This window comes from Vibrio aquimaris (genome assembly GCF_009363415.1).
GTDB lineage: Bacteria > Pseudomonadota > Gammaproteobacteria > Enterobacterales > Vibrionaceae > Vibrio > Vibrio aquimaris.
Window position 1 is genome coordinate 2,714,631 of sequence record NZ_CP045350.1, and the last position, 12,402, is coordinate 2,727,032.

Genomic DNA, 12,402 nt, shown 5'->3' on the forward strand with positions numbered 1-12,402 from the left:
AGACCATAGTCTTATTCGCACCACGAACTATTACCATATAACTGCTTGTGGTAGTAACAACAAAAGCCAAGAACTTTAAGGCATCTGGGGGAGTGCCTGATTATTCACTTGGCTAGCTCAAAAAATTACGCTCAACCAAATTGGGTTGAGCGTAAAAGTTTATAGACGTTCTTCTAGCCAAGGCTGGACTGTCTTTATAGCTTGTGGGAGTGCAGTAATATCACTGCCTCCTGCTTGAGCCATATCTGGACGTCCACCACCTTTGCCACCGACCTGTTCAGCAACCATTTTAACCAAATCTCCAGCCTTGACTTTACCGACTAGGTCCTTGGTTACTCCAGCGATTAAGCCTATTTTGCCATCATTAACATTAGCTAACATGACAACACCACTGCCCAACTGATTTTTGATATCATCTACCATGGTACGTAAATTTTTACTATCCGCACCTTCCATTTCAGCAATGAGAACTTTAATACCGTTGATTTCTTGAGCTTTGCCCATAATGTTGGCACTTTCTGCTGCCGCCATTTTGTCCTTCAGCTTTTGGATCTCTTTCTCTAGTGCTTTGGCCTTATTCGCCGACTCCGCCAACTTCTCTTCGTATTTAGCTTGCTGCATTTCAATGGTATCCAGCGCCGCTTCACCTGTTACTGCTTCTATACGGCGAATGCCTGCCGCTATCCCACCTTCAGAAGTGATCTTAAATAAGCCGATATCACCAGTGTTTGATGCGTGAATACCACCACAGAGCTCAGTAGAGAAATCCCCCATTGAAAGTACACGAACCTCATCATCGTACTTCTCGCCAAACAAGGCCATTGCACCTTTTTGTTTGGCCGATTCTATATCCATGATTTGCGTTTCAATGATGTGGTTACGGCGGATTTGAGCATTAACCAGTCGTTCCACCTGTTTAAGTTCAGCAGGTGTTACCGCTTCTAAGTGAGAAAAGTCAAAGCGTAAGTTTTCTGGCTTAACCAAGGAGCCTTTTTGCGTAACATGCTCTCCCAAAACTTGACGAAGTGCAGCATGCAGCAGGTGGGTGGCGGAATGGTTTAGCGAGATTGCAGCACGTCGCTTTGCATCAACCAAGGTTTCTACTTTGTCATCTTTGGCTAACACACCTTCTGCTAATACACCATAATGAGCAATGGCATTACCTAGCTTCTGTGTATCTTCTACTTTAAAAACACCCGATTGAGTTTTAAGCACACCTGTGTCACCACACTGACCACCAGACTCTGCGTAAAAAGGCGTCTCATCTAGGATAACTATTGCTTTATCACCCGCTGATAATGACTCAGCCACTTCACCATCAACAAACATTTCGGTCACAGTGCTACTTCCTTGAGTGGCGAGGTAACCGCAAAAGTCAGAATGTGTTTGGGTTTTGATTGTCGCGTTGTAATCAGTACCGAACTGACCTGCTTCACGAGCGCGCTGACGCTGAGCTTCCATAGCCTCTTCGAAGCCTTGCTCATCAATCGAAAATTCACGCTCACGCGCAACATCGTTGGTTAAGTCTGCCGGGAAGCCATAGGTATCATAAAGCTTAAATACGGTTTCCCCATCAAGAACCTTACCCTCTAGGTTATCCAGAGCCTCATTGAGGATAGCCATGCCACGCTCTAGGGTACGACCAAAGTTTTCTTCCTCAATTCTCAGCACTTTTTCTACAACCGCTTGCTGTTTCTTGAGCTCTTCACCAGCAGAGCCCATCACATCAGCCAAAACTCCAACAAGCTTATGGAAAAACACGCCCTGAGCACCGAGTTTATTACCGTGGCGAACCGCACGACGTATAATACGACGCAAAACATACCCACGGCCTTCATTGGAAGGCATAACACCATCGACAATCAAAAATGCACACGAGCGAATGTGATCAGCAATTACTCGCAACGATTGGTTCGACAGGTCTTGATAGCCAATCGTCTGTGCGGCTGCTTTAATAAGCTTTTGGAATACATCGATTTCATAGTTTGAGTGAACGCCTTGCATGATAGCTGAAATGCGCTCGATGCCCATTCCTGTATCGACCGCAGGCTTAGGCAAAGGCTCCATCGTACCATCAGCATGACGGTTAAACTGCATAAATACGTTATTCCAGATCTCGATAAAACGATCACCGTCTTCTTCCGGAGTACCAGGGCGTCCGCCCCAAATGTGCTCGCCGTGATCATAGAAGATCTCGGTACATGGTCCACAAGGGCCTGTATCTCCCATTGTCCAGAAATTGTCTGACTCGTATTGTTTACCGCCCTTTTTATCACCGATACGCACAATACGATCAGCAGGAACACCGACTTGTTTGTTCCAAATTTCAAAAGCTTCATCGTCTGTTTCATAGACGGTGACCAAAAGACGATCTTTAGGCAGCTTTAGAGTCTCAGTTAAGAATTCCCAAGCATAAGCAATCGCATCTTGTTTAAAGTAGTCACCAAAACTGAAGTTACCCAGCATTTCGAAGAAGGTATGATGACGAGCAGTAAAACCAACGTTTTCTAGATCGTTATGTTTACCACCAGCACGTACACAACGCTGAGCGGTCGTTGCTCGAGTGTAGGCTCGTTTCTCTGCACCTAAAAAGCAATCTTTAAATTGGTTCATACCTGCGTTTGTAAATAGCAGGGTTGGATCGTTGTGTGGGACCAAAGATGAACTATCTACTATTTGGTGTCCCTTGCTTTCAAAGAATTTGAGGAACGCATTACGAACCTCGTCAGTGCTCATGTACATGCAGCGCTTCCTAGAAATAATCGAGTTAGAATTTTGCGCTATTGTAGATCATGCCAAGCTCCACGACTAGGCCCTGTTGATCTTTCACGCACTATTTTTCCAAAGCTTGGCAAATATTAGGATCTAAGTTATCTGTTAATCGCAAATGCACGAGTTTGTCGTTAGTCAGGTATACGAAGTGGAAAGAGAGTGCGAGCTTATAATTAATTAGCAAAACCATTGTTAGGCTTAATCATATTCATTTTTGCCTAACGCATATTCTATCTGTTCAAAGGTAAAACCTCGATATTGAAAAAAACGAACTTGCTTGGCATATTGCTTTGGATCTTCAGCCTTTTGGCCATGAAATTTTTTTTCACCAACTTGTTTAGCCAATTCAAACCAATCTTGTGATTCTTCCTCCATCGCCAGATCGATTGTCGCCTCTACTACTCTTTTCTGCTTTAGTTCTTGGCGAATACGTCTCTCTCCATGTCCTTTATAAACATGCTGTCGTATTTGACTTTTAGCATAACGAAGATCGTCGAGATAGTTATGATCAAGGCAAAATTTTATCGCTTCATAAACTGTATTTTCATCGAAACCTTTGTAAATAAGTTTTTGACTAAGTTCATACTCACCATGATCTCGTCGACTCAAGAGTTGCATCGCAACCTCTTTGGCAGATAAAGATGGCAAGGCTCTTTTAAACATAAGCTTCCTAAAGTTGGGTATAAAAAAGCCCCGCTCAGTAGGCAGGGCTCATAATCATTATAACGGTATAATAACTTACAACTCTTCTTTCTCTGGCATTTGCTCTAACTCAGCGTCATCAGCTTGAATTTCAGCGGGAGAAAGCAGCATATCGCGCAGCGTAGCATCAATAGTTTGCGAAACATTCACATTTTCACGCAAGAACTTGGCTGCATTCGCTTTACCTTGGCCAATTTTATCACCATTGTAGCTATACCAAGCACCAGCTTTCTCAATCAGTTTGTGTTTCACACCCAAATCAATCAGCTCACCTTCACGGTTAAACCCTTGACCATACATAATCTGAGTTTCCGCTTGTTTAAATGGCGCTGCGATCTTGTTCTTAACCACTTTGATACGAGTTTCGTTACCGACAACTTCATCGCCTTCTTTGATTGAACCTGTACGACGAATATCAAGGCGAACTGAAGCATAGAATTTAAGTGCATTACCACCTGTTGTGGTTTCAGGGTTGCCAAACATCACACCTATTTTCATACGAATTTGGTTAATGAAGATACACATACAGTTTGACTGCTTAAGGTTACCCGTTAGTTTACGCATAGCTTGCGACAGCATACGAGCCTGAAGACCCATGTGGCTATCACCCATCTCACCTTCAATTTCTGCTTTTGGCGTTAACGCAGCAACAGAGTCAACCACCATAACGTCAATCGCACCAGAGCGAGCTAATGCATCACAAATTTCAAGTGCTTGCTCACCAGTATCTGGCTGAGACACTAATAAGGCATCTATATCGACGCCCAATTTTTTCGCATAAACAGGGTCAAGTGCATGTTCTGCATCAATAAAAGCACAGGTTTTGCCTTCACGTTGAGCAGCGGCAATAAGTTCAAGAGTGAGTGTCGTTTTACCCGATGATTCAGGACCATAGATTTCGACAATGCGCCCCATAGGAAGGCCACCAGCACCTAACGCAATATCAAGAGAAAGTGAACCAGTAGAGATGGTTTCTACATCCATGGCACGGTTATCGCCAAGACGCATGATAGAACCTTTACCGAATTGCTTTTCAATCTGACCAAGCGCTGCCGCGAGCGCTTTCTGTTTGTTATCGTCCATCATTTTCTCCACTTCACTCATCACGTTGATTGATGATATTTGAATGCTTATTACTGCGTCAGAGCTATTCTGAGCCATCGATACAAATTATTATACTGTTGATTCATACAGTGTCCATAGCTATAGAGATTTTTTTTGTATCTCATCTGCATCTTGTTAATTTTTGTGAGTTTAATTTTAACTCTTCAGTTTTTCATACAATACTTGCAACGCAAAGGTTACTGCTTGCTGTCGTACTTCTGCTCTACCACCAGAAAAACATTGGGTATCAACTTTTAGCCACCCTTGGTCATCGGCCCATGCAAAACATACTGTCCCGACGGGCTTTTCTGCACTGCCTCCACCAGGTCCAGCCACACCACTAATGGAAACACCAATGTTGGCATTAGAATACTTAAGCGCTCCTTGCACCATTTCCACCGCCGTCATCTCACTAACCGCACCATGCGATTGAATGGTGTCTTCGGCAACCCCTAGCATCTCAATTTTGGCGGCATTGCTATAGGTAACAAAAGCGCGATCAAACCAAGCAGAGCTTCCCGGTATATCCGTAATCGCCGCTGATACACCACCTCCAGTACAGGACTCTGCCGTTGTGAGGAGTAATTGATGGTATTTTAGACACTCCCCCAAGTTTGCCGATAAAATTTGCTGTGATTCCATATCTAAAAACCTCATTGTGACTTTTCGCCAAATCATGATTAACGTATCCTAAGCCGCAATAGACACAAACGAAAGAAATTACCCGTGAAAGCTGAACAAAAACACACTCCCATGATGCAGCAATATCTCAAGCTTAAGGCTGAGAATCCGGACATCTTGTTATTTTATCGGATGGGGGATTTCTATGAACTTTTTTATGATGATGCCAAGCGTGCCTCTCAATTACTTGAGATCTCACTGACAAAACGGGGGGCATCAGCTGGCGAACCTATTCCAATGGCGGGGGTGCCATTTCATGCTGTGGAAGGCTATCTTGCAAAGTTAGTTCAACTGGGAGAGTCTGTCGCTATCTGTGAACAGATTGGCGATCCTGCTACAAGTAAAGGACCTGTAGAGCGAAAGGTGGTGCGAATTGTCACCCCCGGAACCGTGACCGATGAGGCGCTACTTTCTGAGCGTGTTGATAACCTCATCGCAGCTATCTATCACCAAGACGGTAAATTTGGTTATGCGACTCTAGATGTCACATCAGGGCGCTTCCAACTAACAGAACCCCAAACAGAAGAAGCGATGGCTGCAGAGCTTCAACGCACCTCACCAAAAGAGTTGCTGTTTCCTGAAGATTTCGCACCTGTTGAACTTATGGCCTCGCGTAATGGTAATCGCCGCCGACCAATTTGGGAGTTTGAGCTCGATACCGCTAAGCAGCAACTTAACCAGCAATTTGGCACCAGAGATTTAATTGGATTTGGGGTCGAAAATGCGACGCTCGGGCTATGCGCTGCTGGATGTTTGATCCAATACGTCAAAGATACCCAGCGCACCGCACTACCCCATATCCGTTCTCTTACCTATGATCAGCAAGATAGTTCGGTGATCCTCGATGCCGCCACTCGGCGTAATTTAGAAATCACCCAAAACCTTTCTGGTGGTTCAGAAAACACGCTGGCAGAAGTGTTGGATCGCAGCGCAACAGCAATGGGAAGCAGAATGTTAAAGCGCTGGTTGCACCAACCAATGCGAGACATCAAAACATTAAATCATCGCCTTGATGCAATTAGCGAGCTCAAAGAGCTGGCTTTGTTCTCAGAACTTGAGCCAATCCTCAAACAAATTGGTGATATCGAGCGTATCTTAGCGCGTCTTGCTCTTCGCAGTGCTCGCCCTAGAGATCTGGCGCGTCTACGCCACGCGATGCAGCAATTACCTAATTTAGCTGACACCATGGGAGCCTTGGCTCATCCATACCTGGCTAAGCTTGCCAATTATGCCGCGCCGCAGCAAACCGTTTGTGAACTACTTGAACGAGCCATAAAGGAGAACCCTCCTGTTGTAATCAGAGATGGTGGTGTAATTGCAGAGGGTTATAACCAAGAGCTTGATGAATGGCGTAAATTGGCCGAAGGAGCAACCGAATATCTCGACAAGCTTGAACAAGATGAAAGAGAGCGACATGGCATCGATAGTTTAAAAGTCGGTTACAACAACGTTCATGGCTTCTTTATCCAAGTCAGCCGGGGACAAAGTCATCTAGTGCCTCCTCATTACGTTCGTCGCCAAACATTAAAAAACGCTGAGCGCTATATTATTCCCGAGCTCAAAGAACATGAAGATAAAGTACTCAATTCGAAATCCAAAGCATTGTCGCTTGAAAAACAGTTATGGGAAGGGCTGTTTGACCTATTGCTGCCTAATCTAGAAAAACTGCAAAATCTGGCTTCAGCAGTATCACAAATCGATGTTCTGCAAAATCTTGCTGAGCGAGCAGATAGCCTTGATTATTGCCGTCCGATCTTAACAGATGATACTGGCATCCATATTCAAGCCGGTCGCCACCCAGTGGTTGAGCAGGTATTGGATGAGCCTTTCATCGCCAATCCAATAGAACTCAATTCGAAGCGAAAAATGTTGATTATTACTGGTCCCAATATGGGCGGTAAATCGACTTATATGCGCCAGACAGCCCTCATTGCCTTAATGGCTCATATTGGCTCATACGTTCCTGCTGAATCCGCTCAAATTGGCTCCATTGATCGAATATTTACCCGTATTGGCGCGTCAGACGACCTAGCGTCTGGGCGCTCTACATTCATGGTTGAAATGACAGAAACTGCCAATATTTTACATAATGCGACGACCAAAAGTTTAGTACTTATGGATGAAATTGGACGAGGCACAAGTACTTATGACGGCTTGTCTCTTGCGTGGGCGAGCGCGGAGTGGTTAGCAAAACAATTAGGAGCAATGACCTTATTTGCAACTCACTACTTTGAGTTAACTGAGTTGCCAAATAAGATACCACACTTAGCTAACGTACACTTAGATGCCGTTGAACACGGTGACAGTATTGCTTTCATGCATTCAGTACAAGAAGGGGCTGCAAGTAAGTCCTATGGTCTTGCTGTCGCTGCGCTTGCGGGTGTACCAAAAAGCGTGATTAAAAATGCACGAGTCAAGCTATCCCAATTGGAACTGCTCAGCAAGGCTGAAAGCAAGCCTAACCCCAGCTTAGGTGATAGTGCAAACCAACTCAGTCTTATACCAGAGCCAAGTGAAGTTGAAGAGAAGCTAGCCAATATTAACCCAGACGACCTTACTCCACGCCAAGCTCTAGAAGAGCTTTATAGGCTGAAAAAACTTTTATGTTAGTTATAAAAATGGGCTGCAGTAGCAGCCCATTTTTTAGCTACAACTTTCTTCGAAGCAAAAGTAAAGCGATGGTCAAGAAAACAATACTTGGCATCACGGCGCCAAAGACTGGAGGGATACTGTATACCAAACTCAATGGACCAAAAAACTCACTGGATATATAAAAGGTAAATCCAGCCACAACACCTGAGAGAATGCGAGCTCCCATCGTCACACTGCGTAATGGTCCAAAAATAAACGATAGTGCCATCAACATCATCACTGCGATGGAAAAAGGTTGAGTCACTTTTCTCCATAAGGCCAATTCATACCGCGAAGAATCTTGCTCTGAGTCCTTAAGATAGTGAACATAATCATACAATCCACCCAGAGAAAGCTCTTCAGGCTTTACCGTAACTACCGCAAGCTTGTCTGGAGCAAGTGAGGTCGTCCAGCGGTATTCTGGAAGATTGGTCTTGGATATTTCAACTTCATCGCCCATTTCAGTCACCTGGACATTCTTCATTAACCAATTGTTATCGGATAGATAATCGACTTGCTCAGCATAGACAACCGTTTCCAACTGCTTATCCGAATTAAATCGCCACATGTTCAGCCCATACAACTTGTCATCATCAATTTTGCCTATGAAGATAAAGTCATTAGCATCTCGGGCCCACACCCCCGTCCGTACCGACATAATTGCGCCGCCAGATGTACTAAATGCACGTAGATCTCGCGCCATTTTTTGTGCTTGTGGTGCGCCCCACTGACCCAGTAACGTCACCAATACCATTAGGGGAACAGCCGTTTTAAGTACTGACAAACCAATATCGAGTTTAGAATAACCTGCCGCCTGCATAACCACTAACTCAGAACTGGATGCCAGCATACCAAGCCCAATCAGAGCTCCTAGCAAAGCTGCCATAGGGAAAAACATTTCAATATCACGAGGAATGCTCAGAATCACATAGAACAGAGCTTGCAGTAAATCGTAGCTCCCCTGACCAACCTTACGTAACTGCTCTACGTATTTAATGATCGAAGAAAGGCCAACAAAGGTTGCAAGTACCAATGATGTAGTGGCAATAATCGTTTTGCCGATATAGAGATCAAGAATTTTAAACACGGCTTAGGCTGCCTTCTTTCTTTGTCTGATGTTGTCTTTTAGTCGCCGAACAAAAATGCTATCGAGCGAGTTGATTCCGATCGCGGTCAATAACAGGGCCGCATTAATTGGCCACATGCCGATAAAAGCCGGAATAGAACCATCTTCCAATGCTGATTTGGTCGCACTTATGGACAAGAAATAAGCCAAGTAAATCAAAATGGCAGGCCCCATTTTAGCAAAACGACCTTGACGGGGGTTCACTGCAGATAAAGGCACAACCAACATGGTTAAGAGCGGTATACATACCACGAGTGAAATCCGCCATTGTAATTCAGCTTGAGCACGAGGATCAGGGTTAGAAATAAGTTGCAAAGTTGGAATCGCTTCCCAATCACGACTCTGAGGCTTAACGTCACGTTGGCCAATTAAACCCTCATATTGTTTAAAATCAGTGACCATATAGTCAAGGCGAGTCGGTACCCCTTCATAACGAACACCGTCGTACATGCGGATGACTTGTCTTCCGTCACTAAGCTCATTAACTTCCCCTGACTGTGAAAAAGACACACTTGGTAAGATAGAGCCACGTGGACGCATTTGAGCAACAAAAACATTCTTGAGTTTTTTGTCCTCAATGTCATCGATAAAGACGACTGAAGAGCCATCCGGTGTTCCTTGGAACTGACCTTTTTGGAGCATATCAACATTGTTTTCGGCAGCGACTTCTTCTTCGAGCTGGATGAGTCGTTCTTGACTCATCGGCGAGAAAACAAACGCATTGGCACCGGCTAGTAAACCAGTAATCACTGCCAAATAAAGCGCAGCCCGAATAAGGAATTTATTGCCAATCCCCGTAGCGTTCATAACGGTAATTTCACTTTCCGCGTACAAACGACCAAAGGTCAGCAAAATTCCGAGGAACAAACTCAGTGGCAGCATTAACAGTCCCATCGAGGGCATGCTCAGACCGACATAGTGCATTACCAACGAGGCTGGGATATCTCCATCTGAAGCCTCAGCTAATACCTTGATCAGTTTTTGACTTAAAAAGACCAAGAATAGAATGAAAAATATCGCCAATTGGCTTTTGAGTGTCTCGCGGATCAAATATCTAACAATAATCACGCTGAAATTACCTATACAAAACTTGTTTTTTTAACTGAATCACTATAATTTCCCGTTGAACCTTTTATTATTTGAAATTTTGGCTAACTGTTAACGCGCTTATTTACAAAGTCATTCCAAACATGGAATCAACAAGTAAGACGCCATTATCTAACATTTAGTTCGATTTGTCTTCAGGATGTAGGAGTACGCATGGAGTTCAGTGTAAAAAGTGGTAGCCCAGAGAAGCAACGTAGTGCTTGTATTGTTGTGGGTGTATTCGAGCCACGCCGTCTCTCTCCAGTTGCTGAACAGCTAGATAAGATCAGCGACGGCTATATCAGTTCACTACTTCGCCGTGGTGATCTGGAAGGAAAACCTGGACAGATGCTACTGCTGCATCAAGTGCCTGGTGTGCTGTCAGAACGTGTTTTGCTTGTCGGCTGTGGTAAAGAGCGTGAACTGGGTGAACGCCAGTATAAAGAAATCATTCAAAAAACAATCAACACGCTCAATGAAACAGGGTCAATGGAAGCCGTTTGTTTCCTAACTGAGTTGCATGTTAAGGGACGCGATACCTATTGGAAAGTACGGCAAGCCGTTGAAGCAACCAAAGACAGCTTGTATACCTTTGATCAATTCAAAAGTATCAAGCCAGAGACTCGTCGGCCACTACGTAAACTCGTGTTCAATGTACCCACTCGACGCGAGCTCAATTTAGGCGAAAAAGCCATCACGCATGGACTCGCCATTGCTTCAGGTGTCAAAGCGGCCAAAAATCTTGGTAATATGCCACCCAATATTGCCAACCCAGCTTACTTGGCTTCTCAAGCACGCCGTCTTGCTGATGACTATGAGACCATCACAACCAAGATCATTGGCGAGCAAGAAATGGAAAAGCTAGGTATGACTTCTTATCTAGCGGTAGGCCGAGGCTCAAAAAATGAGTCTATGATGTCTATAATGGAGTACAAAGGAAGCACTGATCCAGAAACCAAACCTATTGTTCTGGTCGGTAAAGGTCTAACATTTGACTCTGGCGGTATTTCGCTCAAACCCGGCGAAGGCATGGATGAAATGAAGTATGACATGTGTGGTGCCGCTTCCGTGTTTGGTGCCATGAAATCACTAGCCAAGCTTAACCTGCCTATCAATGTTATCGGTGTACTTGCTGGCTGTGAAAACATGCCCGGCAGTAACGCTTATCGCCCAGGCGATATCCTGACAACAATGTCAGGCCAAACCGTTGAAGTACTCAACACAGATGCTGAAGGTCGCTTGGTATTATGTGACGCCCTTACCTATGTGGAGCGATTCGACCCAGACTGTGTTGTCGATGTTGCGACTCTGACCGGAGCATGTGTGATTGCGCTAGGTCACCATATCAGTGGTGTACTTTCTAATCACAACCCACTGTCCCATGAGTTGATCAATGCTTCTGAACAATCAAGCGACCGCGCTTGGCGTCTGCCCATGGCAGATGAATATCATGAGCAACTAAAAAGCCCATTTGCGGATATGGCCAATATTGGTGGCCGCCCTGGCGGTACCATTACCGCAGGGTGCTTCCTGTCTAAATTTGCTAAAAAATACCACTGGGCGCATGTCGATATTGCTGGAACGGCTTGGAAGTCAGGCGCAGCTAAAGGAGCGACAGGTCGCCCTGTCTCAATGCTTGTCCAATTTGTACTAAACCGAAGTGGCCAAGAGACGGAAGAATAATTTCCAAACGTAAAAGGGCCGCAAGGCCCTTTTTTAATTCAGTAGTATGATATGTCTAATGCAACTTTTTACATTATTGATCCCGACTCTCCACAAGCAGACTCTAGTGGCTTTTTGCAATATGTTGTTTTCCTTGCTAGTCACTTTGCCGCCCAAGGAGCAAAGGTATATCTTAATTGCGAGGACAAACACCAAGCCGAACAACTGGCAGAGAATTTTTGGCAAGTCGATGCTAAGCACTATATCGCACATAACTTAGTCGGAGAGGGTCCGAAATACGGCACCAATATCGAGATCGGATACCAAGAGGTAAAACCTTCTTGGAATCGCCAGCTAGTGATAAATTTGGCTAAAAATAAGACAACCTTTGCGAATAAGTTTGCAGAGGTGGTAGACTTCGTTCCTTGCGATGAAAAAGCCAAGCAACTCGCACGAGAAAGGTATAAAATCTATCGCCAAGCTGGCTTCCAGCTACAAACGATCGAAATAGATCATAACCCGTAATTCAATCCTTATAGTTAAGTCGATCTTGCTTGAGATCACTCACTTATAAAGATTGATAACGATTAAATTTAACCAGAACCAATCTTCGAATGGTTGGACTCGATACGAGAAGT

At 44.5% G+C, this 12,402-nt stretch carries 9 protein-coding genes; 3 read left to right on the forward strand and 6 right to left on the reverse strand.

Annotation, left to right across the window (positions count from 1 at the left end):
- Nucleotides 1–159: 159 nt before the first annotated feature.
- From alaS to pncC, 4 genes are all read right to left on the reverse strand, one after another.
- A complete protein-coding gene (gene alaS, locus FIV01_RS12550; RefSeq protein WP_152431287.1) occupies nt 160–2,742 on the reverse strand; it encodes an alanine--tRNA ligase in 2,583 nt (860 codons plus the stop codon).
- Nucleotides 2,743–2,970: 228 nt separating this feature from the next.
- On the reverse strand, nt 2,971–3,435 hold the full coding sequence (gene recX, locus FIV01_RS12555) for a recombination regulator RecX (RefSeq protein ID WP_152431288.1): 465 nt from the start codon (nt 3,433–3,435) through the stop codon (nt 2,971–2,973).
- A 75-nt stretch (nt 3,436–3,510) separates the two neighbouring features.
- Nucleotides 3,511–4,557 carry a recombinase RecA gene (gene recA, locus FIV01_RS12560; protein ID WP_152431735.1) on the reverse strand — a complete coding sequence of 349 codons (1,047 nt, stop codon included), beginning with the start codon at nt 4,555–4,557 and terminating at the stop codon, nt 3,511–3,513.
- Nucleotides 4,558–4,734: 177 nt separating this feature from the next.
- On the reverse strand, nt 4,735–5,220 hold the full coding sequence (gene pncC, locus FIV01_RS12565) for a nicotinamide-nucleotide amidase (RefSeq protein WP_152431289.1): 486 nt from the start codon (nt 5,218–5,220) through the stop codon (nt 4,735–4,737).
- An 84-nt stretch (nt 5,221–5,304) separates the two neighbouring features.
- Here pncC and mutS point away from each other — a divergent pair, with 84 nt between their 5' ends.
- Nucleotides 5,305–7,869 carry a DNA mismatch repair protein MutS gene (gene mutS, locus FIV01_RS12570; protein WP_152431290.1) on the forward strand — a complete coding sequence of 855 codons (2,565 nt, stop codon included), beginning with the start codon at nt 5,305–5,307 and terminating at the stop codon, nt 7,867–7,869.
- A 37-nt stretch (nt 7,870–7,906) separates the two neighbouring features.
- Here the strand turns inward: mutS and lptG are convergent, their stop codons facing one another.
- Nucleotides 7,907–8,977 carry an LPS export ABC transporter permease LptG gene (lptG, locus tag FIV01_RS12575; RefSeq protein ID WP_152431291.1) on the reverse strand — a complete coding sequence of 357 codons (1,071 nt, stop codon included), beginning with the start codon at nt 8,975–8,977 and terminating at the stop codon, nt 7,907–7,909.
- Between the two features lie 3 nt (nt 8,978–8,980).
- Nucleotides 8,981–10,084: an LPS export ABC transporter permease LptF gene (gene lptF, locus FIV01_RS12580; RefSeq protein ID WP_152431292.1), complete on the reverse strand. Its 1,104-nt coding sequence runs from the start codon at nt 10,082–10,084 to the stop codon at nt 8,981–8,983.
- A 192-nt stretch (nt 10,085–10,276) separates the two neighbouring features.
- Here lptF and pepA point away from each other — a divergent pair, with 192 nt between their 5' ends.
- A complete protein-coding gene (gene pepA, locus FIV01_RS12585) occupies nt 10,277–11,785 on the forward strand; it encodes a leucyl aminopeptidase (RefSeq protein ID WP_152431293.1) in 1,509 nt (502 codons plus the stop codon).
- A 51-nt stretch (nt 11,786–11,836) separates the two neighbouring features.
- Complete coding sequence (locus FIV01_RS12590; protein ID WP_152431294.1) at nt 11,837–12,289, forward strand: DNA polymerase III subunit chi; 453 nt, start codon at nt 11,837–11,839, stop codon at nt 12,287–12,289.
- Nucleotides 12,290–12,402 lie beyond the last annotated feature (113 nt).

Bases quoted from the DNA above. Each gene is read 5' to 3' on its own strand.
- alaS (WP_152431287.1), bottom strand. From the start codon at position 2,742: ATGTACATGAGCACTGACGAGGTTCGTAATGCGTTCCTCAAATTCTTT.
- recX (WP_152431288.1), bottom strand. From the start codon at position 3,435: ATGTTTAAAAGAGCCTTGCCATCTTTATCTGCCAAAGAGGTTGCGATG.
- recA (WP_152431735.1), bottom strand. From the start codon at position 4,557: ATGGACGATAACAAACAGAAAGCGCTCGCGGCAGCGCTTGGTCAGATT.
- pncC (WP_152431289.1), bottom strand. From the start codon at position 5,220: ATGGAATCACAGCAAATTTTATCGGCAAACTTGGGGGAGTGTCTAAAA.
- pepA (WP_152431293.1), top strand. From the start codon at position 10,277: ATGGAGTTCAGTGTAAAAAGTGGTAGCCCAGAGAAGCAACGTAGTGCT.
- FIV01_RS12590 (WP_152431294.1), top strand. From the start codon at position 11,837: ATGTCTAATGCAACTTTTTACATTATTGATCCCGACTCTCCACAAGCA.